Source organism: Pseudomonas sp. S04, assembly GCF_009834545.1.
Classification (GTDB): domain Bacteria; phylum Pseudomonadota; class Gammaproteobacteria; order Pseudomonadales; family Pseudomonadaceae; genus Aquipseudomonas.
The window spans coordinates 5,515,001-5,537,367 of record NZ_CP019427.1 but is presented as its reverse complement, the minus strand read 5'-3'; the positions used below and the strand labels follow the sequence as shown (position 1 = coordinate 5,537,367).

Genomic DNA, 22,367 nt, shown 5'->3' with positions numbered 1-22,367 from the left:
CTCCAACAGGTTGTTTGTCTGCCTCTGTAACGATCAAAGATTTTCGGAGTTCGCCATGGCCATCGCCGTTCCCCTGAACGAGGGCACCCATCGCACCTTGAAGCAGCGCCTGGCGCGTGCCGAGCGGGTCAACCGCTGGAAGGCCCAAGCCCTGATTGCGCCGTTGGTGCTGTTTCTGTTGCTGGTGTTTCTGGTGCCGATTGTGGCGCTGCTCTATAAAAGCGTCGGTAACCCGGAAGTGGTCGGCGGCATGCCGCGCACCGTAGCAGCGATCGCTGCCTGGGATGGCCGAGGCCTGCCAGCGGACCCGGTGTACAAGGCCGCCAGTGAAGACCTGGCCGAAGCCCGCAAGAATCAAACTTTGGGCGACCTGTCCAAGCGCCTGAACATGGAGTTGGCCGGCTACCGCAGCCTGCTGACCAAGACCGCCCGCGCGCTGCCGTTCAAGAGCGAGCCGGCGTCTTATAAAGACGCGCTCGAAGCGCTGGATGAGCGTTGGGGCGACCCGGCCTATTGGCAGGCCGTGCGCCGCAATACCAGCAGCCTGACGCCTTACTATCTGTTGGCGGCGGTTGATCACCGCATCGACGACCTCGGCGAAGTCGCCCCGGCCACGCCCGACCAGGCGATCTACCTCGACATCTTTGCCCGCACCTTCTGGATGGGCCTGGTGATCACGGCCATCTGTCTGGCGCTGGCCTATCCCCTGGCCTACCTGCTGGCCAACTTGCCGGCCCGGCAAAGCAACCTGCTGATGATCCTGGTGTTGCTACCGTTCTGGACCTCGATCCTGGTGCGGGTGGCCGCGTGGATCGTGTTGCTGCAGTCGGGCGGGCTGATCAACAGCGCAATGATGGCCATGGGCATTATCGATAAACCCCTGGAGTTGGTGTTCAACCGCACCGGGGTGTACATCTCGATGGTGCACATTCTGCTGCCGTTCATGATCCTGCCGATCTACAGCGTGATGAAAGGCATCTCGCCGACCTACATGCGGGCGGCGATTTCCCTGGGCTGCCATCCGTTCGCCAGCTTCTGGCGGGTGTACTTCCCGCAGACCTATGCCGGTGTCGGCGCCGGGTGCCTGTTGGTGTTCATCCTGGCGATTGGTTACTACATCACACCGGCACTGCTGGGTAGCCCGAACGATCAGATGGTCAGCTACTTCGTCGCCTTCTACACCAACACCAGCATCAACTGGGGCATGGCGACGGCGCTCGGCGGGCTGCTGCTGTTGGCGACCATCGTGCTTTATCTGATTTACAGCTGGCTGGTGGGCGCCAGCCGCCTGCGCCTGAGCTAAGGGGAGAATCGAAATGCTGAGTCCTTATATGTCCCCCGTTGAACGGGTGTGGTTCTACAGCTTGCGGATTCTCTGCGGCTTGATTCTGTTGTTCCTGATCTTGCCGGTGCTGGTGATCATCCCGCTGTCGTTCAACTCCGGCAGCTTCCTGGTCTACCCGCTGCAAGGATTTTCGCTGCATTGGTACCAGGATTTCTTTGCCTCGGCCGAGTGGATGCGCGCCCTGAAGAACAGCATCATCGTGGCCCCGGCCGCGACCGTACTGGCGATGATCTTCGGGACGCTGGCGGCCATTGGCCTGACCCGCGGCGATTTTCCGGGCAAGGCGCTGGTGATGGCCCTGGTGATTTCGCCGATGGTGGTGCCCGTGGTGATCATCGGGGTGGCCAGTTACCTGTTCTTCGCTCCGCTGGGGCTGGGTAACAGCTTCTTCTCGCTGATTGTGGTGCACGCGGTACTGGGTGTGCCGTTCGTGATCATCACGGTGTCGGCGACCCTGCAAGGCTTCAACCACAACCTGGTGCGCGCCGCGGCCAGCCTCGGAGCCTCGCCCCTGACGGCGTTCCGCCGGGTGACATTGCCGTTGATCGCCCCCGGGGTGATTTCCGGTGCGCTGTTTGCGTTTGCCACCTCGTTCGATGAAGTAGTGGTGACCCTGTTCCTCGCCGGCCCCGAGCAAGCGACCTTGCCGCGGCAGATGTTCAGCGGTATCCGCGAAAACCTCAGCCCGACCATCGCCGCCGCCGCAACGCTGCTGATTGCCTTCTCGGTGATCCTGCTGCTGACCCTGGAGTGGTTGCGTGGGCGCAGTGAGAAATTGCGTACTGCACAGGTCTGAAACCTGACATCAACCCCAGTGGGAGCAGACTCGCTCCCACTGGGGTGTTCAGTGGGCTTGAAGCCATTCACGGGCTGAATAACAGACAAAACCCAATCGACAGCTACTATTGTGCCCAGCTCCCCTATCTATAAGAGGCTGCGCACATGAGTCTTTGTTCTTTCAAAATCGCTCATAAGCTGCTCACCGGCACCGGTGCCATCGAGCAACTGGCCGCTGAACTGACCCGCCTGGATGTCGACCACCCGCTGATTGTCACCGATGCGGCGCTGGTCAAGTCCGGCACCGTGGAGCTGGCGCTGGCGCAACTGGGTGGGCGCACCTACGAGATTTTCGACCGGGTGTTGCCCGACCCGGAAATCGCCATCGTCGAGGACTGCATGCGTGTCTACCGCGAGGGCGGGCATGACGGCCTGATCGGCCTGGGCGGCGGCAGTGCCATCGATATCGCCAAAAGCGTCGCGGCCTATGCCGGTTATCACGGCGCGCTCGAGGATTTGTTCGGCGTCGACCAAGTGCCGCGCAAGGGCCCGCCGCTGATCGCGATCCCGACCACCGCCGGCACGGGCTCGGAAGTCACCAACGTGGCGATCCTCTCCGACAAGCAGGCCCAACTGAAGAAAGGCATCGTCAGCGACTACCTGTTGCCTGACGTGGCGCTGGTCAGCCCGCAAATGACCCTGACCTGTCCGCGCAGTGTCACCGCCGCCAGTGGGGTGGATGCCCTGGTGCATGCGGTCGAGGCCTACCTGTCGGTGAATGCTTCGCCGATTACCGATGCCCTGGCCATCGGTGCCATCAAGCTGATCGCCAAGGCGCTGCCCAAGGCCTATGCCAATCCCGCGAACCTGCAGGCCCGTGAGGACATGGCCACTGCCAGCCTGATGGCCGGCATGGCGTTCGGCAACGCCGGGGTCGGCGCGGTGCATGCCCTGGCCTATCCGCTGGGCGGGCGCTTCAACATTGCCCATGGCGTGAGCAACGCGCTGTTGCTGCCCCATGTGATGGCCTGGAACAAGATGGCGTGCGTGGAGCGCATGCAGGACATTGCCCAGGCCTTTGGCCTCAATATCACGCACCTGAGTGCCGATGAAGCGGCGGACCAGGCGGTCGCGGCGATGGCGCGACTGTGTGCCGCAGTGGAAATTCCCCAGGGCTTGCGCAGTTTCGGCGTGCCCCAGGAGGCGATCCCGGCCATGGCGCTGGAGGCCGCGGGAATCGAGCGTTTGATGCGCAATAATCCGCGCCAGTTGACGGCCCTTGATATCGAGAAGATCTATCGAGCGGCTTACTGATCGTTACAGCCACGGTGCGCGCGTCAAAGCATGAGGTATACAATGCGCGCCATCGTGATCCTGCTCAAAAAAGGTGCGTCATGCAGCCCTTCGCTATTGCTCCGTCGATTCTCTCCGCCGACTTCGCCCGCCTGGGTGAAGAAGTGGACAACGTTCTGGCCGCGGGTGCCGACATCGTCCACTTCGATGTCATGGACAATCACTACGTGCCCAACCTGACCATCGGCCCGATGGTCTGCTCGGCACTGCGCAAGTACGGCGTTACCGCGCCGATCGACGCACACCTGATGGTATCTCCGGTCGACCGCATCATCGGTGACTTCATCGAGGCCGGCGCCACCTACATCACTTTCCACCCGGACGCCACGATTCACGTCGATCGCTCCTTGCAGATGATCCGCGAAGGCGGTTGCAAGGCCGGCCTGGTGTTCAACCCGGCGACTCCGCTGGACGTACTCAAGTACGTGATGGACAAGGTCGACATGATCCTGCTGATGAGCGTCAACCCGGGTTTTGGTGGCCAGAAGTTCATTCCGGCAACCCTCGACAAACTGCGTGAAGCGCGCGCGCTGATCGACGCCTCGGGCCGTGATATCCGCCTGGAAATCGACGGCGGGGTGAACGTCAACAACATCCGCGAAATCGCCGCGGCCGGCGCTGACACCTTCGTGGCCGGCTCCGCGATCTTCAACGCGCCGAACTACCAGGAAGTGATCGAGAAGATGCGTGCCGAACTGGCGCTGGCTCGTCCATGAGTGGTTTTGAGCAGCTGTTCCCAGGGCAATTGCCGCGGCTGGTGATGTTCGATCTGGATGGCACCCTGATCGATTCGGTACCGGACCTGGCTGTGGCCGTGGATCACATGCTGCTCAAGCTGGGGCGCGCACCGGCCGGCCTGGGCGCCGTGCGCGAGTGGGTCGGCAACGGGGCGCCGGTGCTGGTCCGCCGGGCCCTGGCCGGTGATATCGATCACAGTCGGGTCGACGACGTCGAGGCCGAACATGCGCTGGAGATTTTCATGGACGCCTATGCAGACGGCCATGAATTGACGGTGGTTTACCCTGGCGTGCGCGACACCCTCAAGTGGTTGCACAAGCAGGGTGTCGAGATGGCGCTGATCACCAACAAGCCGGAGCGCTTCGTCGCGCCCTTGCTGGACCAGATGAAGATCGGCCGCTACTTCAAGTGGATCATCGGCGGCGATACCCTGCCGCAGAAAAAACCTGACCCGGCGGCGCTGTTTTTCGTGATGAAAATGGCCAACGTACCGGCGTCGCAGTCGTTGTTCGTTGGCGACTCGCGCAGTGACGTCTTGGCGGCCAAGGCGGCGGGCGTCAAGTGTGTGGCCCTGAGCTACGGCTATAACCATGGCCGGCCGATTGCCGAAGAGTCGCCGGCGCTGGTGATCGACGATCTGCGCAAGCTAATTCCCGGTTGCCTGGATTCTGCCGCTGGGATAACGTTGCCCGACGCTGTCCAATCCCCTCCTGGAAATGCCATCGTGGTGGTTACCCGCAAACTCTGGATGAAAGTCATCAAGGCCCTGGCCCGCTGGCGTTGGCGCGCCTGACGTGATCCTGGCCGGCTAGCCGGCGCGTTTGCACACCTGACCGTTAGACCCTCATGCCACGAGGCACCTCATGATCCGCGAAGAATTCCTGCGTTTGGCCGCTGCCGGCTACAACCGCATTCCGCTTGCCTGCGAAACCCTTGCCGACTTCGACACGCCGTTGTCGATCTACCTGAAACTGGCCGATCAACCCAACTCCTACCTGTTGGAGTCGGTGCAGGGCGGGGAGAAGTGGGGGCGCTATTCGATCATTGGCTTGCCGTGCCGCACGGTACTGCGGGTGCATGACCTGCATGTGAGTGTGACCGTCGACGGGGTCGAGGTCGAAAGCCACGATGTCGAAGACCCGCTGGCCTTCGTCGAGACCTTCAAGGCGCGCTACAACGTGCCGACCATTGCCGGCCTGCCGCGCTTCAATGGCGGCCTGGTGGGGTACTTCGGCTATGACTGCGTGCGCTACGTGGAAAAGCGTCTGGGCAAGTGCCCGAACCCTGATCCGCTGGGCGTGCCGGACATCTTGCTGATGGTCTCCGATGCGGTGGTGGTGTTCGACAACCTGGCGGGCAAGATGCACGCCATCGTGCTGGCCGATCCGGCGCAGGAAAACGCGTTTGAACAAGGGCAGGCGCGCCTCGAGCAATTGCTGGAGCAACTGCGCCAGCCGATTACCCCGCGCCGTGGCCTGGATTTCAGCCAGCAGCAGGCGGCGGACCCGGTATTCCGTTCCAGTTTCACCCAAGCCGATTACGAGCGTGCCGTCGACACCATCAAGGAGTACATCCTGGCCGGTGACTGCATGCAGGTGGTGCCGTCGCAACGGATGTCCATCGACTTCAAGGCGGCGCCCATTGATTTGTACCGCGCCCTGCGTTGCTTCAACCCGACGCCGTACATGTACTTCTTCAACTTCGGCGACTTCCATGTGGTTGGCAGTTCGCCAGAAGTCCTGGTGCGGGTTGAAGACAACCTGATCACCGTACGCCCGATTGCCGGTACGCGTCCTCGTGGCGCGAACGAAGAAGCCGACCTGGCGCTGGAAGAGGACCTGCTGTCGGATGACAAGGAAATCGCCGAGCACCTGATGCTGATTGACCTGGGCCGCAACGACACCGGACGGGTTTCGGAGATCGGTTCGGTGAAGCTGACCGAGAAAATGGTCATCGAGCGTTATTCCAACGTGATGCACATCGTTTCCAACGTCACGGGCCAGTTGAAAGCCGGCCTGACTGCAATGGATGCGCTGCGGGCGATTCTGCCTGCGGGCACCTTGTCGGGCGCGCCGAAGATTCGCGCGATGGAAATCATCGACGAACTGGAGCCGGTCAAGCGCGGTGTGTACGGTGGGGCGGTGGGTTACTTCGCCTGGAATGGCAATATGGACACGGCGATTGCGATCCGCACGGCAGTGATCAAGAACGGCGAATTGCACGTACAGGCCGGCGGCGGCATCGTTGCCGACTCGGTGCCGGCGCTGGAATGGGAAGAAACCCTGAACAAGCGCCGCGCGATGTTCCGTGCCGTGGCACTGGCCGAGCAGACACCCCGGGATTGAGGGTGTAGCGCGGCACAAAAAAACGCTGCCCCCGTGAGGAGGCAGCGTTTTTTTGGCTGCGGGTTTTAGAAGTCCAGTACCACGCCGACATTCAACCCTTGCTGGGTGAAGTCATCGTCCTTGCGGATGTTGTAGCCGGCCCGCAACGCCAGGTCGGCCGTCAGCTTGTGGCTGACGCCCAGGTTCAGGCGGTTGGTGTGGGATTGCGGGGTGTAGCCGGCCAGGGTGTACTGGTTGCCGGGCAGGGTGTTGAGGTTCATGGTCACGTCTTGGGTATCGTCTTCATACTCGCGCTCGTGGGCGTATTCGCCATACACCTGGGTCTGCGGGGTGAACAGGTACTTGCCCTGCAAACCGATACCCAGGCGGCGCGAGTTGCGGGTCTGGTCGTCGTAGGTCAGCGCAGTGGCGGTGTTGTCGTCCTCGGAGTAACCGTCGACTTTGACCTTGGCGAAGTCCGCGCTGAGGAACGGTGACAGGTGCCACGGGCTGCTCGCCTGTTGCGCGATGTCGTAGCCGATCCGGCCGCTGGCTGCCAGCACGGTGCCGCTGGTATCGCCTTTTTCGCCGCGTTCGTTGACGCCCAGGTCGAACTTGCGCTTGAGGCTGTCGTAGTCCAGGTGCCCGGCTGTCAGCGCACCGTCCGCCCACCAACGATTTTCCTGGTACTGCGCAAAGGCGGTGCCCATGTAAGTGTTGAGTTTGTAGTCCGAATCGTTGTGACCGGCTTCCAGGCTTTGACGATAGAACCCGGCTGCGACGCCGACACGCCAGGCATCGTTGAGGCGGTAGCTGCCACCGATGTTCAAGTTGTAGCCAGTGCCATCTGCGCTGGCGGCACTGTTCTGGCCGTCGAAGTCCAGGTGCTGGCCACCGCCAGCGACAATGGCTCGCCATTGGCCGACGCCCTGCCAATTTTCCCAGTCGGCTTGCCATTGGTTGCGCAGTTCATCCTGGTGCGCACGCAGGGTGCCGTGGGCCATTTCTGGCAACAGTGAGGCTTCCCAGGGCGCGGCCAGCAAGGAGTAGGCGTAGTCGGCGATCAGGCGCTGGCCGGCTTCGGTGGGGTGGACCGAGTCGTTGTAGATCAGCTTGCTTGGGTCGGGGGTCGCACTGTTGATGCCGTACCGGGCGTTTTCCGTGCAGCCATTGCCGCTGAAGCAGGTGGCGGTGAGGTTCTGGTCGGTGGCCAGACCGAATTGCGCCGGGTTGGCGAAGGCTTCGTTGAGCAATACCGGAATGTTCAGCGGGATGATTTCGGCGTCAACGGTCTGTAGTTGGCGCACCAACTCGGTGTTGAACTGTGTACTGAGTTGGGAAACGAAACCTTGTAGTGGGCTGCCGTTGATTGCCGGCGTCAGGCCGATATCCGGGAGCAGCCAGACCATGATGTATTTGGCACCTGCCTGCTGCAGGGTTTGCACGCTGTCGACCAACCGGCCGGCTGCCGCGTCGGCCTGGGCAGGGTTGAGAATCCGGCCCTGGAGAAAATCATTGCCGCCCCCGGAGAGGTAATAGAGGGCGTTGGGATCGGCGCGCAAGCCATTACTCGGCAGATAGCCTGGGCGTGAGCGCTCGCCGGTGGCTGAGGTGGTGGTGATGGAGTCGAGAATCTGGTCGGTGCGATAACCGCCAACCGCCCAGTTGCTGCCATCGACCAGGCCCTGCTCGGCGCGGACCGCCGAGGTCGAGGCGGCGGTCTGATCATCCGAGAACCCCAGTTTGCCCCCCAGCAATTGTGTCGAGTTGGCAGAACGGACTTCCCCGCTGCCGTCCCGGTAGGTTGGCCCCACCCGGTTGGTGTAGCGCTGCGTGGCGCCTGCCGGGCCGTCCGGGTCAGCGAACTGGCCGGCATCGTTGAGGCTGTCGCCAAAGACCACGAAGTTCGAGTAGGGCGTCGGTGCAGCGATCGCTTGGGCGCAAGCCATCGCGAGAAGGCCTCCTGCCAGCGGTACAAACAGCGTCTGTCTGATCATGATCAAGTCCGTTTATTTATTGTTGTGTTGAACAAAACGACAGTACCAAAAACTTTTGCGCTTTAGCTATGGCTAAAGGCCGTATCCCCCGCTAGCGTTACGCCATATTGCACCCTCTGCCCAGCTAAGTTACTGTGCTGGAATGTATGAATGAGACCTTCCCCGTGTTGATCGTCAGCAAACTCTTGGATCAAGTCGTCAAGGCACACGCCCGTTGGCGTTGGCGCGCCTGAACTTTCTCTGCCGGCTCGGCCGGACCTGTACCCGTTTGCCTTCTATACCCGTATGAACTGCCGCTTTTGCTGGCTCCACTTCCAGCATCTGACCGAGCGACGCCACTGTGCGGGTCAATCATTCGAAGGCTGTTTTAAAAGTCAGTGAATTCAAGAGGTTTGAACCCATGTTGCTGATGATTGATAACTACGACTCCTTTACCTACAACGTTGTGCAGTACCTCGGCGAGCTGGGCTCAGAGGTCAAGGTCGTGCGCAACGATGAGCTGACCATCGCCCAGATCGAAGCACTCAACCCCGAGCGCATTGTCGTGTCTCCCGGCCCATGCACGCCGACCGAAGCCGGTGTGTCGATCGAAGCCATCAAGTATTTCGCCGGCAAGCTGCCGATCCTCGGCGTCTGCCTGGGGCACCAGTCGATCGGCCAGGCGTTTGGTGGCGATGTGGTACGTGCCCGTCAAGTCATGCACGGTAAGACTAGTCCGGTATTCCACGAGGACAAGGGCGTGTTTGCAGGTCTGAACCACCCGCTGACCGTCACTCGTTATCATTCCCTGATTGTGCAGCGCGAAACCCTGCCCGATTGCCTGGAACTGACCGCCTGGACCCAGCTCGACGACGGTTCGGTCGATGAGATCATGGGCCTGCGCCACAAGACGCTGAACATCGAGGGTGTGCAATTTCACCCTGAGTCGATCCTCACCGAGCAGGGCCACGAACTGTTCGCCAACTTCCTCAAACAAACCGGCGGCACGCGCTAAGGACTTTCCATGGATATCAAGACTGCCCTGAGCCGTATCGTCGGCCACCTCGACCTGAGCACTGAGGAAATGAGCGATGTGATGCGCGAAATCATGACCGGGCAATGCACGGATTCGCAGATTGGTGCGTTCATGATGGCCATGCGCATGAAGAGCGAGAGCATCGACGAAATCGTCGGCGCCGTCTCGGTGATGCGCGAACTGGCTGACCGGGTCGAGCTGAAAACCCTCGATGGCGTGGTGGATGTGGTGGGCACTGGCGGCGACGGTGCGAATATCTTCAACGTCTCGACCGCCTCTTCTTTTGTGGTGGCAGCTGCTGGCTGCACCGTGGCCAAGCACGGTAACCGCGCCGTCTCGGGCAAGAGCGGCAGTGCCGACTTGCTGGAAGCGGCCGGGATCTACCTGAACCTGACGCCGGTGCAAGTGGCGCGCTGCATCGACAACGTTGGTATTGGTTTTATGTTTGCCCAATCCCACCATCGTGCGATGAAATACGCGGCAGGTCCACGGCGTGACCTGGGTTTGCGCACACTGTTCAACATGCTTGGCCCGCTTACGAATCCGGCCGGTGTGAAGCATCAGGTGGTGGGGGTGTTCAGTCAGGCTTTGTGCCGGCCTTTGGCCGAAGTATTGCAACGTCTGGGCAGCAAACACGTGCTGGTGGTGCATTCCAAGGATGGCCTGGATGAGTTCAGTCTGGCGGCGCCGACGTTTGTCGCCGAATTGAAGAATGACCAGGTCACTGAGTATTGGGTCGAACCTGAGGACCTGGGCATGAAGAGCCAGAGCTTGCACGGTCTGGCTGTGGACAGCCCGGCCGCTTCGCTGGAACTGATTCGCGATGCACTGGGTCGCCGTAAAACCGAGAACGGCCAGAAAGCGGCCGAAATGATTGTGCTCAACGCTGGTGCTGCGCTGTACGCCGCTGATCATGCGAGCAGTCTGAAAGAGGGGGTTGCCCTGGCTCATGACGCGCTGCACACCGGCCTTGCGCGAGAAAAGCTCGAAGAGTTGGGTGCATTTACTGCAGTATTCAAAGTGGAGAATGAGGCATGAGTGTACCGACGGTGCTCGAGAAGATTCTCGCCCGCAAAGTTGAGGAGGTGGCCGAGCGTAGCGCTCGCGTGACACTGGCCGAACTGGAAGCCATGGCAAAAGTGGCGAACGCACCTCGTGGCTTCGCCCAGGCGTTGATCACCCAGGCCAAGCTCAAGCAACCGGCGGTCATCGCCGAAATCAAGAAAGCGTCGCCGAGCAAAGGGGTGATCCGCGAGCACTTCGTCCCCGCCGAAATCGCAGTCAGCTACGAGAAGGGCGGGGCAACCTGTCTTTCGGTGCTGACCGATGTCGACTTCTTCCAGGGTGCGGACAGCTATCTGCAGCAGGCTCGTGCGGCCTGCAACCTGCCGGTGATTCGCAAGGACTTCATGATCGATCCGTACCAGATCGTTGAAGCCCGTGCACTGGGCGCCGATTGTGTGTTGCTGATTGTCTCCGCGCTGGACGACGTCAAGATGGCTGAGCTGGCTGCCGTTGCCAAAGGCGTTGGCCTCGACGTACTGGTGGAAGTTCACGACGGTGACGAGCTGGAGCGGGCATTAAAAACCCTCGACACGCCGCTGGTCGGGGTTAACAACCGCAACCTGCATACGTTTGAAGTGAATCTGGAAACCACCCTCGATCTATTGCCGCGCATCCCTCGCGATCGCCTGGTGATCACTGAAAGTGGCATTCTCAACCGTGCGGATGTCGAGCTGATGGAAATCAGTGAGGTCTATTCGTTCCTGGTGGGCGAAGCCTTCATGCGCGCCGAGAGCCCGGGGGCGGAACTGCAACGCCTGTTCTTCCCGGAGCGCGGTGTACCGGTCAGCGGTTCTACACTCGACTGAACCTGATTTAATCAAGAAGCCGGCGATGCCGGCTTTTTTGTATCCACAGCCAAGGATTTGCCTGCCATGACCCAACCCATTGCCTTGACCGTCGAAGCGGGCCTGCAAGCTGAGCAGGATTTGCTGGCGACGGTGTGTGCTGGTGACCAGGATTTCGCTCTGTTGTTCTGGCAACCGAGCGATCGTGCGCTGGTCATGCCCCGGCGCTTGAGTCGTTTGCCGGGGTTCGACGCTGCCTGTGTAGCGTCGGCGGAGAATGGCTGGCCGGTGTTACTGCGCGAAACCGGGGGCGAGCCGGTGCCGCAGTCGGCGGCCACCATCAACATTGCGCTGGTCTACGCGCCGCCACGCAGCGAAGGTGATCACGGACGTATCGAAACCGCCTATCGGCGCCTGTGCGATCCGATTTGCATGTTGCTGACAGAGCTGGGGGGTGAGGCGTCTTTGGGGGAAGTGGAGGGCGCGTTCTGTGATGGACGCTTCAACGTCAATCTCGACGGTCGCAAGATGGTTGGCACCGCGCAACGCTGGCGCCAGAGCAAAGGTGGGCAGCGGCCAGTAGGACTGGTGCATGGCGCATTGCTGCTGGACGATGAACGCGAATCGATGGTGCAGGCGGTCAACCGTTTTAACCAGGTGTGCGGCCTTGAGCAGCGGGTGCGTGCGGCAAGCCATATCGCCCTGCACGAACGATTCGCCGCGCCCCAGGCGATTGAGCGCCTGGACACGCTGTATCGGCAGATGCTGGCCCAGGTGCTGGCGCCTTAGCGGGTGCCGAACACCACCATAGTCTTGCCCTTGACGTTCACCAGGTTGCGCTCTTCCAGGTCCTTGAGCACGCGCCCGACCATTTCCCGCGAGCAGCCGACGATCCGGCCGATTTCCTGACGGGTGACTTTGATCTGCATGCCGTCGGGGTGGGTCATGGCGTCGGGTTGTTTGCACAGCTCCAGTAAGCAGCGCGCAACCCGACCGGTGACGTCGAAGAACGCCAGGTCGCCGACCTTGCGTGTGGTGTTACGCAGGCGCTGGGCAATCTGCCCGCTGAGCACGTAGAGGATGTCCGGGTCGTGCTGGGACAGTTCGCGGAATTTGCTGTAGCTGATCTCGGCCACTTCGCACTCGACCTTGGCGCGTACCCAGGCACTGCGTTCCTGCTCCTGGCCTGCTTGTTCAAACAAACCCAGCTCGCCAAAAAAGTCCCCGTTGTTGAGGTAGGCGATGATCATTTCCCGGCCGTCGTCATCCTCGATCAGGATGGTGACTGAACCCTTGATAATGAAAAACAGTGTGTCGGAACGGTCACCTGCACAAATGATATTGCTCTTGGCCTGGTAGCGACGGCGCTGGCAATGCATCAGTAGCTTGTCGAGGTTCTTGATCTTGGGGGTTGGGGCAATAGCAACCATGGTTGAATCCCGAAAAGACTGCACGGTGTGACGTGGTTGTTTTTATGAGGCGCTGCAGAGCGTGTGCTCTAGGACGGGTGTTGCGCCAGTGAATTGGCGCCAGCTTAACAGACACATTCTGGTGTCATTAGAGAAATTATCAATGCGCGCGGCCGCCGGCTTGCACTGCAGTGGCACGCTGTCTATCCCAAGCCCTGTGCTAAGCTGGCGACCCTTTTTTTACAGTGGAGACTTGGCGATGAAGGCACGCATCCAATGGGCTGGCGAAGCCATGTTCCTCGGTGAATCCGGCAGTGGTCACGTCGTGGTCATGGACGGTCCGCCCGAGGCCGGTGGTCGCAACCTGGGGGTTCGGCCGATGGAAATGCTCCTGCTCGGTGTGGGCGGTTGCAGCAATTTCGACGTAGTCAGCATCCTCAAGAAGTCGCGCCAGGCGGTGGAAAGCTGCGAAGCCTTCCTTGAAGCCGAGCGTGCGACTGAAGATCCCAAGGTGTTCACCAAGATTCACATGCATTTTGTAGTCAAGGGCCGAGCGCTCAAGGAAGCCCAGGTCAAGCGCGCCATCGAGTTGTCGGCAGAGAAGTACTGCTCGGCATCGATCATGCTGGGGGCCGCAGGCGTGGCCATTACCCACGACTACGAAATCATCGAGCTGGGTTGAGTCGGGTTCGTTATCGCGAAGAGGGCCAGTCCTTTTTGATGCGGTGGCTGCGAGCACAAAAAAGGGCGCTGATATCAGCGCCCTTTTTTCGTCTCGGTGTCGAGGTGCGTCAAATGCGGTAGGTGCTTTTGGTCATCACCTTGGCCAACAGGCTCATGCCGAACTTCACCGGCGCCGGGAAGCGAAAACCACCGGCATCCAGCGCACTTTCGGCGTGCTGTTCTTCGTCGATGCGCATCTGCTCAAGAATGGCTCGCGACTTTTCGTCCTCGGCCGGCAGTTGCTCCAGGTGTTCGTTCAGGTGCTTGCAGACCTGATCTTCGGTCGCTGCCACGAAGCCCAGGCTGACTTTGTCGCTGATCAGCCCGGCCACTGCACCGATGCCGAACGACATGCCGTAGAACAATGGGTTGAGGATGCTGGTATGGCTGCCCAGTTGGCGGATGCGTTGCTCGCACCAGACCAGGTGATCGATCTCTTCCTCGGCCGCATGCTCCATCGCCGCCCGCACCTGCGGCAGCTTGGCGGTCAGGGCCTGGCCTTGATACAGCGCCTGGGCACAGACTTCACCGGTATGGTTGATGCGCATCAGGCCGGCGACGTGCCGGGTGTCCTCGTCGCTCATTTTGCTCTCTGGCTGCAGGATGGCCGGCGACGGGCGATAAGGCTGGCCACTGAAGGGCAGCAAGGTGCGCATCGCGGTATCGGCTTGCAACAGAAGACGGTCAATGGGCGAGTAGTGACGTTGGGTAGTCATGCTGACCTCCGGGAAGAATCTCGGCGGCCAGTTTACCGCAATCGGCGGGGGAAGGTTTGCCCTGGGTCATGACGATCGGCGACACAACCCGGAGCAACAGGGTGGGATCAGCCCGGTGGCCAGTGCATCTGGCGTTGACCCAGGACGTGCATATGAATGTGGTAGACGGTCTGCCCACCCAGTTCATTGCAGTTCATCACCACGCGAAAGCCTTCTTCGCAGCCCAGTTCCAGCGCCAAGCGTTGGGCGGTGAACAGAATATGCCCGGCCAGCGCCTTGTCGTCCTCGGTGAGGTCGTTGAGGGTGCGCACCGGCTTCTTCGGGATGACCAGGAAGTGCACGGGGGCCTGCGGGGCGATGTCGTGGAAGGCCAGGACCTGGTCATCCTCGTAAATAATCTTGGCAGGTATTTCTCTGTTGATGATCTTGGTGAACAGAGTATCCACAGCTGTTTCTCCATGTTGATGGGCCGCACTGAGTGTACTGAAGGGGCCACTCCGGCGCCCGACCTTTTATTGCGTGGGTGCTCAGCGCGGGCAATAGGCCTTGTTGACCATGCCGACGATGGTCCGGGTCAACCAGCGCGAGCCCAGGCGCGGCAGGAAGGCGAACCAGCGATTGCGCCGTCCCGGGATGATGATTGCGCGGTTCTTATCCAGTGCCCGTACGGTGTACAACGCCACTTCCTCGGGGCTCATCAGCAGCTTGCTGGCGTTCAGTTTGCTGTCGTCCAACTGGGCGGTGCGAAAGAAGGCGGTCCGGGTTGGGCCGGGGCACAGCACCGAAACCTTGACCGCACACTTTTTCAGCTCCACCCGCAGGCCTTCGGAAAAGTGCAGCACGTAGGCCTTGCTGGCGTAGTAGGTGCTCATCCACGGGCCTGGATTGAAGGCCGCCACGGACGCCACGTTGAGAATCTGTCCGCCACCCTGCAGGGCCATGCTGTTGCCAATGGCATGGCACAGGCGTGTGAGGGCGAGGATGTTGACTTCAATCAGGTCTTGCTCAGTCATCCAGTCCTGGGCCAGGAATGGCCCGCAGGTGCCGATGCCGGCGCAATTGACCAGCAGGTCGATCTGCCGTTCGCCTTCTTCGAGCTCCAGCAGAAAGCCGGACAAGCGCAGTGGTTCACCCAGGTCGCAGGCGCGAAACAGCACCTCGACGCCAAAGCGCTGGGTCAATTCGATGGCGATGCTTTCCAGCTGATCACGTTGGCGAGCCACCAGAATCAGGCTGCGGCCGCGGCGCGCCAGGGCTTCGGCCATAGCCAGGCCGATGCCGCTGGAAGCGCCAGTGATCAGAGCGTAACGGGTCATGCAGTTCTCCATCGCAACGGCTCGAGGCCTGTGGACAGAGAGCTCACAGGTCGCCAGCGCGTTTATTCTTGTCCATAGTCTACAGGGGGCTGGGCAGGTTGCGCCGCATCGTCTGCCTCAACGTTTTCAGCCGACTCGTCGATCTCATAGCTGCTGCTCATGGTGCTTTCGTATTCTTCAGTGACGGCGCTGAGGCCACCCGCCAATGCGCCGACAAACACCACGGCAATCACCACCAGCCAAAGCCCGGCCAATACTTTCACCGCCGTGCTGTTGGGCGGTTGCGGTGCGCCGTAGCGGTTGGCGCCGGGGTTGCCCGGGATGACCGCTAGCGCGATGGGAAAGAGGCCGCCGACAATGGGCACCAGGTTCAGGAACCACAGCCAGCCAGACCATCCCAGGTCATGCAGGCGCTGCACGCTGATGGTGATATTCACATAGAAGTAGGCAAGCAGGCCGACGACACAAACAATTGCCGCCAATACCATGTTATCGCCCGCCAACAGGCCCAATCCCAATGTGCCGGCGGCCCCGCCCATGATCAGCAGCGCAGCCAGCGACCAGGCCAGATACCGCAAGCGACCGATACGGCCCTGGACACTGAAGACCTTGAGTTCGGAAAACGTGGTGTTGACCTCACCCACTGGCGCGTGGGGCGGAGCGTAGGGAGAGGTGTTGGCCTCCGGCAGTGGGGCCGTGATGGGTTTGACTTCGCTCAGGTTGAGCTCGATCGAAGGCTCGACCTCGATCCGCGCATCAACGCCGGTCTTTGCCAGGGCTGTGAGATAGGTCTGCGCATCGGCCTGGGAAAGGTTGTGCTTGAGGGCGACGGGTTCGCCACGAAATAGCCGCTCGATGGCGCTGACGTCACATTTGAACAGTTCGGCGAGATTGAGTTTCGCCGTGGTGATCTCGACCCCTGGCAGCAGGGCGCCGTCGAAGACAATCTTGAAACGGTTTTCGCTCATGCCAGTACTTCCTTGTCGCGATTGATCGGGGTGTGCGCGTTACCGGGGCCAGCCGTACCCGGCTGACCCAAGGTAGGTGGCTTAACGTGGCCAGCGTTTGGGCAGTTGAACTGCCAGTTCCTGCGCTTTGCGGTACTCGGTATCCAGCCGCGCGACCAGTTCGTCAACGCTGGGCAGGTCGTCGATTTCACCGACGCCCTGACCGGCTGACCACACGGTTTTCCACGCTTTGGCTTCATCGCTGATGGGCTTGAGCTTGGCGCCGAAGTTGATTTCGCCTTTGCCTTGCAGCGCGTCGAGATCAAAACCGGCGTTGAGCAGGCTTTGGCGCATGAAACTTGCCGGTACGCCCGAGACCGCTGGCGTATGAACGATGTCGGCTGCTCTGGAAGTCAGCAGCATCTCTTTGTAAGCCTCAGGTGCATGGCTTTCAGTGGTGCCGATAAACCGTGTGCCGAAGTAGGCCAGGTCCGCGCCGAGCAATTGCGCGGCGAGAATTTCATGGCCGTGGTTCAGGCAGCCGGCCAGTAACAGGGTCTTGTCGAAGAACTGCCGGATCTCGGCAATCAGCGAGAAGGGGCTCCACGTGCCGGCGTGACCACCGGCACCGGCGGCAACCGCGATCAAACCATCGACCCCGGCTTCGGCGGCTTTCTCGGCGTGCCGACGGGTTGTCACGTCGTGGAACACCAGGCCGCCGTAGCTGTGCACCGCATCCACCACTTCTTTCACTGCACCCAGGCTGGTGATCACGATCGGCACTTTATGCTCGATGCAGATCGCGAGGTCGGCCTGCAGCCGTGGATTGCTGTTGTGCACAATCAGGTTCACGGCATAGGGCGCGGGGTTCTGCAGCAGCGCCAGCCCCGCTTCGATTTCCTCCAGCCAAGCCTTGAAGCCGCTGCTTTCGCGCTGGTTCAGGGCCGGAAAGCTGCCGACCACGCCATTGCGGCAGCACGCCAGCACCAGCTGTGGATTGGAGATCAGGAACATCGGCGCCGCTACGACGGGCAGGCGCAGGTGTTGTTCAAGCAAAGCGGGCAGCGACATTGGAAGTACCCCGATGGAAAGCGTTCAGTAGGATTAGAACGGCCGTACGACGACCAAAATTACAATAGCCAGCAATATCAGAACCGGCACTTCGTTGAACCAGCGATAAAAGACATGGCTGCGGGTGTTTTCGCCACGCGCAAAACGCTTCACCTGGGCGCCGCACATGTGGTGGTAGCCAATCAGCAGCACCACCAGGGTCAGCTTCGCGTGCATCCAGCCGCCCTGGGTGAAGTAGGCGCTGGGGTTGAGGCTGATCAGCCAGCCGCCAAAGATCAACGTGGCGATCATTGCCGGCCCCATGATTCCCCGGTACAGCTTGCGCTCCATGAGACTGAAGCGCTCCTTGCTGATGCTGTCTTCGCTTTGAGCGTGGTAGACGAACAGGCGCGGCAGGTAAAACAGGCCGGCAAACCAGCACACGACGCTGATGATATGAAAAGCTTTTAGCCACAGATAAAGCATTTTTAGTTATTCCCAGATTCACGGTAGCCCGAATAGTAGAGGCTTGAGCGCCCGCACGTCACCTTGACGGTTGTCGCAGGCGCGCGCGGCCCCTATTATCGACGGCTTTCCAGTGGGTTCGTTGAGGGCAGGTTTATGGTCAAGGTCGGTATCGTCGGCGGCACGGGTTACACCGGTGTCGAATTGCTGCGTCTGTTGGCGCAGCATCCGCAAGCAGAAGTGGTGGTAATCACTTCCCGATCCGAGGCCGGTCTGGCCGTGGCAGACATGTACCCGAACCTGCGTGGCCACTATGATGGCCTGGCGTTCAGCGTTCCGGACATCAAGACCCTGGGTGCCTGCGATGTGGTGTTCTTCGCCACCCCTCATGGCGTAGCCCACGCCTTGGCTGGCGAGCTGCTCGCGGCCGGGACCAAGGTCATTGACCTGTCTGCCGACTTCCGTCTGCAGGACGCGGATGAGTGGGCCAAGTGGTACAACCAGCCGCACGGCGCACCGGAACTGCTGGAGGAGGCGGTTTATGGCCTGCCGGAAGTTAATCGCGAGCAGATCAAGCAGGCTCGCCTGATCGCTGTGCCGGGTTGCTACCCAACGGCCACTCAACTGGGCTTCCTGCCATTGCTGGAAGCGGGTCTGGCCGACACTTCGCGCCTGATCGCCGACTGCAAGTCCGGGGTCAGTGGTGCGGGTCGCGGCGCCGCTGTCGGTTCGCTGTACTCGGAAACGTCGGAAAGCATGAAGGCCTACGCAGTCAAAGGCCACCGGCACCTGCCAGAAATTCGCCAGGGCCTGCGCCGCGCCGCTGGCCAGGACGTTGGCCTGACCTTCGTGCCGCACCTGACCCCGATGATTCGCGGCATTCACTCCACGCTGTACGCCACAGTGGTCGATCGCTCCGTGGACCTGCAGGCATTGTTCGAGAAGCGCTATGCCAACGAACCGTTCGTCGATGTCATGCCGGCTGGCAGCCACCCGGAAACTCGCAGCGTACGCGGTGCCAATGTTTGCCGGATCGCGGTGCACCGCCCGCAGGATGGCGACCTGGTGGTGGTGTTGTCGGTGATCGACAACTTGGTCAAAGGCGCCTCGGGCCAGGCGGTACAGAACCTCAACATCCTGTTTGGCCTGGACGAACGCCTGGGGTTGTCCCACGCGGGCATGCTGCCTTAAGCGTCGCAGCGTCGAACAAAAAGGCCCGTCAAACGGGCCTTTTTGCTGTCTGGGAAACGGCTAGGTTGATTGCTATACCATAACAATAGTTGACCGATTTTCTGGGAGAAGCGGATAATGCCCGTCATCACGCATTATGGCGGCGTAACGCCGGGAGATAGTCAGCATGAGCGTCGAATCCTTCACCCCCACGGCTTTGCAATTCACCCACGGTGCCGCGCACAAGGTGAAGAGCCTGGTCGATGAAGAGGGTAATGATCGCTTGAAGCTGCGCGTATTTGTTACGGGCGGCGGTTGTTCGGGGTTTCAATACGGCTTTACCTTCGATGAAGAAGTGGCCGATGACGACACCATCGTCGAGCGCGAAGGCGTCAGCCTGGTGGTCGACCCGATGAGCTACCAGTACCTGGCCGGTGCCGAGGTGGATTATCAGGAAGGTCTGGAAGGTTCACGGTTTGTGATCAAGAACCCGAATGCGACAACCACCTGCGGTTGTGGCTCCTCGTTCTCGATCTGATCGCTATACGTAGTATCCGCTTTACTCAACGCCGCAGGGCCCAAGGCTTTTGCGGCGTTTTGCTGTCTGGGGTTCAGGCGGGGTAGATGGCGCCAAGGACTCGCAGGCCGCGGGCGCCAGTGACGCTCGGGCGATTGGCCGGGATGCCTTCGAGGCAGCAATGGGCCAGCCAGGCAAAAGCCATGGCTTCGACCCAGTCCGGATCGACGCCGTACGCTGCGGTGCTGTCGACACCTGCGTTGGGTAGCAGGCTGGCAAGGCGGGCCATCAGTGTTGCGTTGTGGGCACCGCCACCGCACACCAGCAGGGTCTGGGTGTCGAGTTGCGCGGCTTGCAGTGATTCAACAATGGTCAGGGCAGTCAGCTCAAGCAGCGTGGCCTGTACGTCTTGGGCGGCGAATCCCGGCAGGCGGGCCAGGTGCTGGGTCAGCCAGGGCAGGTTGAACACTTCCCGGCCGGTGCTTTTCGGACCCTTGGTCAGGAAGAAGGGGTCGCTGAGCAAGGCGTTCAGCAAGGCCGGCTCGACACGGCCACTGGCCGCCCAAGCGCCGTCGCGGTCAAAGGTTTCCCCGCGTTGCTGATGAATCCAGGCATCCAGCAGGACGTTGCCGGGGCCACAGTCGAATCCCGAGACCGGCTTGCCTGTCTCAATCAGGCTCAGATTGCTGAAGCCGCCCACGTTCAACACGGCACGATTACCGTGATGCTGGCCGAACAGGGCTTCATGGAAGGCCGGTACCAACGGTGCACCTTGGCCGCCGGCTGCGACATCACGGCTGCGGAAATCGCTGACGACGCTGATTCCAGTCAGCTCGGTTAGCAGGGCCGGGTTGCCGATTTGCACGGTGAACCCGCGTGCGGGTTCGTGGCGAATGGTCTGGCCGTGGCTGCCGATCGCACGGATGTCGGCGGCTTGGAGCTGTTGCGTGGCTAGCAGGGCGTTGATGCCTTCGGCCGCCAGGGTGACCCAGTTGTGCTGGGCAAGCGCTGATCGGGCGATCTCGTCCGGCCCGCTGGCGCACAAGCCAAGCAGCTCGGTGCGCAGGGAGTCAGGCATGGGAATGTAGTGGGTGGCGATCAGCTTGATCGCCCCCTCGTACTCGATCAGCGCAATGTCCAGGCCATCCAGGCTGGTCCCGGACATCAGGCCGATGTAGAGCGCCATGGCTTAGCGTTTGCTCGAAGCGAGCAGGGTGGATTTTTCTTGCTCCATGCGCGCCATCAGTGGCTGGCTCTGCTGCAGGAAGCGCGCACGTTCGGCCTTGGCGATCGGGTCGGCCATCGGCAGCTTCTGGCCCAGAGGGTCGACGTGAACGCCGTTGACCTGGAACTCATAGTGCAGGTGCGGCCCGGTCGACAGGCCGGTGGTGCCGATGTAGCCGATCACCTGGCCCTGCTTGACGCTGCCGCCGGTCTTCACGCCTTTGGCAAAGCCTTGCATGTGGCCGTACAGGGTGCGGTAGGAATTGCCATGCTGAATGATCACGGTGTTGCCGTAGCCACCGCGGCGGCCCGCCAGCAGGACCTTGCCGTCGCCGGCAGCCTTGATCGGCGTACCGCGCGGTGCGGCGTAGTCGACGCCTTTGTGGGCGCGAATTTTGTTCAGAATTGGATGCTTGCGGCCCATGGAGAAACGCGAGCTAATACGGGCGAAGTCCACCGGTGTACGGATGAACGCCTTGCGCATGCTGTTGCCATCGGCGGTGTAGTAGCTGCTGTTGCCTTGTTTGTTGGTGTAGCGCACGGCGGTGTAGGTCTTGCCGCGGTTGGTGAAGCGGGCGGACAAGATCGGGCCATTGCCGACAGCCTTGCCGTTGACCACTTTCTGTTCGTAGATCACGTCGAACTCGTCACCCTGGCGAATGTCCTGGGCAAAGTCGACGTCGTAGCCAAACACACTGGCCATGTCCATGGTCAGGCTGTGGGACAGGCCAGCACGCGCTGCCGACTGGGACAGCGAGCTGTTGATCACGCCGTGGACATAAGCGGTACGTACGGTCGGCTTGGCCGTAGTGCGATTGAACGCATAGCCTTTGGCATTCCTGGTCAGGCTGATGCTATCGAGGTCGCTGATCTTGCTGTGCAGCGTCGTCAACTGGCCGTCTGGACCCAGTTCGAACTCGAGTTTCTGGCCGCGCTTGAGTTGGGTGAAGAGCTTGGCTTGCTTGTCGCTGGCCAGGATCTCGTTGACGGAAGTGGAGGGCAGTCCAACCTTCTCGAACAGCGTGGACAGCGTGTCGCCCTTGGCGACAATTACTTCGCGGTGGCTTGGTGCCTTTTTCTCTTCGACCACCGGTGCAGGGGCCGCTTCAGCGGTTTGCGGGGTGTCTTCGGTGCTGTTTTCGATCTGGGCGAAGGGCGGTTCTACGGGTTCAATTGTGGCTTGAGCGGCGTCGGCAGCGTCTTGATCTTGTGTCAGTTGTTCTAGGGGGCTTTCCAGCTCAAGGCTCAGAGTGGTCTTTTTGGCTTCGACGTCACTGGATGGAAACACCAGGAGCGCCAGGCTGAGCAAGGCGGCAATGCCGCTCGCAGCGAGCAGGTGGGTCTTCGGATAAAGCGGCGGCGCTTTAGACGGTTCTGTGGTCATAGGTAATTTGACTTTGGAAAAGATGAATTGGAAAAGATGAATGACAT

General features: G+C 61.0%; 23 protein-coding genes. 13 read left to right on the top strand and 10 right to left on the bottom strand.

The window, feature by feature from the left end; genetic code table 11:
- Nucleotides 1-55: 55 nt before the first annotated feature.
- The 6 genes from PspS04_RS24855 (at nucleotide 56) to trpE (ending at nucleotide 6,558) form a co-directional block, all read left to right on the top strand.
- A complete protein-coding gene (locus PspS04_RS24855) occupies nucleotides 56-1,303 on the top strand; it encodes an ABC transporter permease (protein WP_095170552.1) in 1,248 nt (415 codons plus the stop codon).
- Nucleotides 1,304-1,316: 13 nt separating this feature from the next.
- Entirely contained in the window at nucleotides 1,317-2,141 is an 825-nt protein-coding gene (locus PspS04_RS24850; RefSeq protein WP_095170550.1) for an ABC transporter permease, read from the top strand.
- A 146-nt stretch (nucleotides 2,142-2,287) separates the two neighbouring features.
- Nucleotides 2,288-3,436, top strand: a complete 1,149-nt coding sequence (locus PspS04_RS24845) for an iron-containing alcohol dehydrogenase (RefSeq protein ID WP_159998205.1) — start codon at nucleotides 2,288-2,290, stop codon at nucleotides 3,434-3,436.
- A gap of 80 nt (nucleotides 3,437-3,516) precedes the next feature.
- Complete coding sequence (gene rpe, locus PspS04_RS24840) at nucleotides 3,517-4,191, top strand: ribulose-phosphate 3-epimerase (protein ID WP_095170546.1); 675 nt, start codon at nucleotides 3,517-3,519, stop codon at nucleotides 4,189-4,191.
- The gene (locus PspS04_RS24835; protein WP_095170544.1) at nucleotides 4,188-5,006 is read left to right on the top strand and encodes a phosphoglycolate phosphatase; all 819 of its coding nucleotides are present in this window, start codon (nucleotides 4,188-4,190) and stop codon (nucleotides 5,004-5,006) included. Before rpe ends, PspS04_RS24835 begins: the two co-directional genes overlap by 4 nt.
- Before the next feature lie 70 nt (nucleotides 5,007-5,076).
- Nucleotides 5,077-6,558: an anthranilate synthase component I gene (gene trpE, locus PspS04_RS24830; RefSeq protein WP_095170542.1), complete on the top strand. Its 1,482-nt coding sequence runs from the start codon at nucleotides 5,077-5,079 to the stop codon at nucleotides 6,556-6,558.
- Nucleotides 6,559-6,623: 65 nt separating this feature from the next.
- On the opposite strand, the gene estP is transcribed toward trpE, so the two are convergent.
- Complete coding sequence (estP, locus tag PspS04_RS24825; RefSeq protein ID WP_095170541.1) at nucleotides 6,624-8,534, bottom strand: esterase EstP; 1,911 nt, start codon at nucleotides 8,532-8,534, stop codon at nucleotides 6,624-6,626.
- Between the two features lie 400 nt (nucleotides 8,535-8,934).
- On the opposite strand from estP, the gene PspS04_RS24820 reads away from it, so the two are divergent.
- The 4 genes from PspS04_RS24820 (at nucleotide 8,935) to PspS04_RS24805 (ending at nucleotide 12,188) form a co-directional block, all read left to right on the top strand.
- Nucleotides 8,935-9,528, top strand: coding sequence for an aminodeoxychorismate/anthranilate synthase component II (locus tag PspS04_RS24820; protein ID WP_159998203.1), 594 nt, complete (start codon nucleotides 8,935-8,937; stop codon nucleotides 9,526-9,528).
- Between the two features lie 9 nt (nucleotides 9,529-9,537).
- Nucleotides 9,538-10,587, top strand: a complete 1,050-nt coding sequence (trpD, locus tag PspS04_RS24815; RefSeq protein ID WP_095170537.1) for an anthranilate phosphoribosyltransferase — start codon at nucleotides 9,538-9,540, stop codon at nucleotides 10,585-10,587.
- Nucleotides 10,584-11,420, top strand: coding sequence for an indole-3-glycerol phosphate synthase TrpC (trpC, locus tag PspS04_RS24810; protein ID WP_095170535.1), 837 nt, complete (start codon nucleotides 10,584-10,586; stop codon nucleotides 11,418-11,420). Before trpD ends, trpC begins: the two co-directional genes overlap by 4 nt.
- Before the next feature lie 66 nt (nucleotides 11,421-11,486).
- Nucleotides 11,487-12,188 carry a lipoate--protein ligase family protein gene (locus tag PspS04_RS24805; protein WP_095170533.1) on the top strand — a complete coding sequence of 234 codons (702 nt, stop codon included), beginning with the start codon at nucleotides 11,487-11,489 and terminating at the stop codon, nucleotides 12,186-12,188.
- Here PspS04_RS24805 and crp read toward each other — a convergent pair.
- The gene (crp, locus tag PspS04_RS24800) at nucleotides 12,185-12,829 is read right to left on the bottom strand and encodes a cAMP-activated global transcriptional regulator CRP (RefSeq protein WP_095170531.1); all 645 of its coding nucleotides are present in this window, start codon (nucleotides 12,827-12,829) and stop codon (nucleotides 12,185-12,187) included. The genes PspS04_RS24805 and crp overlap by 4 nt on opposite strands.
- Before the next feature lie 238 nt (nucleotides 12,830-13,067).
- Between crp and PspS04_RS24795 the strand changes: the two genes are divergently transcribed.
- Entirely contained in the window at nucleotides 13,068-13,490 is a 423-nt protein-coding gene (locus PspS04_RS24795) for an OsmC family protein (RefSeq protein ID WP_005792019.1), read from the top strand.
- 109 nt (nucleotides 13,491-13,599) lie between these two features.
- Here the strand turns inward: PspS04_RS24795 and coq7 are convergent, their stop codons facing one another.
- The 6 genes from coq7 to hemJ all read right to left on the bottom strand — a co-directional run bounded on the left by coq7 (nucleotide 13,600) and on the right by hemJ (nucleotide 18,046).
- Complete coding sequence (gene coq7, locus PspS04_RS24790) at nucleotides 13,600-14,247, bottom strand: 2-polyprenyl-3-methyl-6-methoxy-1,4-benzoquinone monooxygenase (RefSeq protein ID WP_095170529.1); 648 nt, start codon at nucleotides 14,245-14,247, stop codon at nucleotides 13,600-13,602.
- A gap of 107 nt (nucleotides 14,248-14,354) precedes the next feature.
- On the bottom strand, nucleotides 14,355-14,693 hold the full coding sequence (locus tag PspS04_RS24785; protein WP_095170527.1) for a histidine triad nucleotide-binding protein: 339 nt from the start codon (nucleotides 14,691-14,693) through the stop codon (nucleotides 14,355-14,357).
- 81 nt (nucleotides 14,694-14,774) lie between these two features.
- On the bottom strand, nucleotides 14,775-15,563 hold the full coding sequence (locus PspS04_RS24780) for an SDR family NAD(P)-dependent oxidoreductase (protein ID WP_159998201.1): 789 nt from the start codon (nucleotides 15,561-15,563) through the stop codon (nucleotides 14,775-14,777).
- Between the two features lie 62 nt (nucleotides 15,564-15,625).
- A complete protein-coding gene (locus PspS04_RS24775; RefSeq protein ID WP_159998199.1) occupies nucleotides 15,626-16,531 on the bottom strand; it encodes a DUF805 domain-containing protein in 906 nt (301 codons plus the stop codon).
- An 81-nt stretch (nucleotides 16,532-16,612) separates the two neighbouring features.
- A complete protein-coding gene (locus PspS04_RS24770) occupies nucleotides 16,613-17,581 on the bottom strand; it encodes an NAD(P)H-dependent flavin oxidoreductase (RefSeq protein WP_159998197.1) in 969 nt (322 codons plus the stop codon).
- 33 nt (nucleotides 17,582-17,614) lie between these two features.
- Nucleotides 17,615-18,046 carry a protoporphyrinogen oxidase HemJ gene (gene hemJ / locus PspS04_RS24765; protein WP_095170520.1) on the bottom strand — a complete coding sequence of 144 codons (432 nt, stop codon included), beginning with the start codon at nucleotides 18,044-18,046 and terminating at the stop codon, nucleotides 17,615-17,617.
- Nucleotides 18,047-18,181: 135 nt separating this feature from the next.
- Between hemJ and argC the strand changes: the two genes are divergently transcribed.
- Both argC and erpA read left to right on the top strand, forming a co-directional pair.
- Nucleotides 18,182-19,216 (top strand): N-acetyl-gamma-glutamyl-phosphate reductase, encoded by a 1,035-nt coding sequence (gene argC, locus PspS04_RS24760; RefSeq protein WP_095170518.1) that lies wholly within the window; start codon nucleotides 18,182-18,184, stop codon nucleotides 19,214-19,216.
- Nucleotides 19,217-19,382: 166 nt separating this feature from the next.
- Entirely contained in the window at nucleotides 19,383-19,733 is a 351-nt protein-coding gene (erpA, locus tag PspS04_RS24755) for an iron-sulfur cluster insertion protein ErpA (protein ID WP_027617200.1), read from the top strand.
- A 73-nt stretch (nucleotides 19,734-19,806) separates the two neighbouring features.
- On the opposite strand, the gene PspS04_RS24750 is transcribed toward erpA, so the two are convergent.
- A complete protein-coding gene (locus PspS04_RS24750; protein WP_095170517.1) occupies nucleotides 19,807-20,898 on the bottom strand; it encodes an anhydro-N-acetylmuramic acid kinase in 1,092 nt (363 codons plus the stop codon).
- Between the two features lie 3 nt (nucleotides 20,899-20,901).
- Complete coding sequence (locus PspS04_RS24745) at nucleotides 20,902-22,320, bottom strand: peptidoglycan DD-metalloendopeptidase family protein (RefSeq protein ID WP_159998195.1); 1,419 nt, start codon at nucleotides 22,318-22,320, stop codon at nucleotides 20,902-20,904.
- Nucleotides 22,321-22,367 lie beyond the last annotated feature (47 nt).

Excerpts from the sequence above, each read along its gene's own strand:
- PspS04_RS24780 (WP_159998201.1), bottom strand. The coding sequence starts at position 15,563 with ATGACCCGTTACGCTCTGATCACTGGCGCTTCCAGCGGCATCGGCCTG.
- PspS04_RS24750 (WP_095170517.1), bottom strand. The coding sequence starts at position 20,898 with ATGGCGCTCTACATCGGCCTGATGTCCGGGACCAGCCTGGATGGCCTG.
- PspS04_RS24805 (WP_095170533.1), top strand. The coding sequence starts at position 11,487 with ATGACCCAACCCATTGCCTTGACCGTCGAAGCGGGCCTGCAAGCTGAG.
- crp (WP_095170531.1), bottom strand. The coding sequence starts at position 12,829 with ATGGTTGCTATTGCCCCAACCCCCAAGATCAAGAACCTCGACAAGCTA.
- PspS04_RS24770 (WP_159998197.1), bottom strand. The coding sequence starts at position 17,581 with ATGTCGCTGCCCGCTTTGCTTGAACAACACCTGCGCCTGCCCGTCGTA.
- trpE (WP_095170542.1), top strand. The coding sequence starts at position 5,077 with ATGATCCGCGAAGAATTCCTGCGTTTGGCCGCTGCCGGCTACAACCGC.
- hemJ (WP_095170520.1), bottom strand. The coding sequence starts at position 18,046 with ATGCTTTATCTGTGGCTAAAAGCTTTTCATATCATCAGCGTCGTGTGC.
- PspS04_RS24845 (WP_159998205.1), top strand. The coding sequence starts at position 2,288 with ATGAGTCTTTGTTCTTTCAAAATCGCTCATAAGCTGCTCACCGGCACC.
- PspS04_RS24775 (WP_159998199.1), bottom strand. The coding sequence starts at position 16,531 with ATGAGCGAAAACCGTTTCAAGATTGTCTTCGACGGCGCCCTGCTGCCA.
- argC (WP_095170518.1), top strand. The coding sequence starts at position 18,182 with ATGGTCAAGGTCGGTATCGTCGGCGGCACGGGTTACACCGGTGTCGAA.
- PspS04_RS24855 (WP_095170552.1), top strand. The coding sequence starts at position 56 with ATGGCCATCGCCGTTCCCCTGAACGAGGGCACCCATCGCACCTTGAAG.
- PspS04_RS24795 (WP_005792019.1), top strand. The coding sequence starts at position 13,068 with ATGAAGGCACGCATCCAATGGGCTGGCGAAGCCATGTTCCTCGGTGAA.
- trpD (WP_095170537.1), top strand. The coding sequence starts at position 9,538 with ATGGATATCAAGACTGCCCTGAGCCGTATCGTCGGCCACCTCGACCTG.
- trpC (WP_095170535.1), top strand. The coding sequence starts at position 10,584 with ATGAGTGTACCGACGGTGCTCGAGAAGATTCTCGCCCGCAAAGTTGAG.
- PspS04_RS24850 (WP_095170550.1), top strand. The coding sequence starts at position 1,317 with ATGCTGAGTCCTTATATGTCCCCCGTTGAACGGGTGTGGTTCTACAGC.
- PspS04_RS24835 (WP_095170544.1), top strand. The coding sequence starts at position 4,188 with ATGAGTGGTTTTGAGCAGCTGTTCCCAGGGCAATTGCCGCGGCTGGTG.
- PspS04_RS24745 (WP_159998195.1), bottom strand. The coding sequence starts at position 22,320 with ATGACCACAGAACCGTCTAAAGCGCCGCCGCTTTATCCGAAGACCCAC.
- coq7 (WP_095170529.1), bottom strand. The coding sequence starts at position 14,247 with ATGACTACCCAACGTCACTACTCGCCCATTGACCGTCTTCTGTTGCAA.
- estP (WP_095170541.1), bottom strand. The coding sequence starts at position 8,534 with ATGATCAGACAGACGCTGTTTGTACCGCTGGCAGGAGGCCTTCTCGCG.
- erpA (WP_027617200.1), top strand. The coding sequence starts at position 19,383 with ATGAGCGTCGAATCCTTCACCCCCACGGCTTTGCAATTCACCCACGGT.
- PspS04_RS24820 (WP_159998203.1), top strand. The coding sequence starts at position 8,935 with ATGTTGCTGATGATTGATAACTACGACTCCTTTACCTACAACGTTGTG.
- rpe (WP_095170546.1), top strand. The coding sequence starts at position 3,517 with ATGCAGCCCTTCGCTATTGCTCCGTCGATTCTCTCCGCCGACTTCGCC.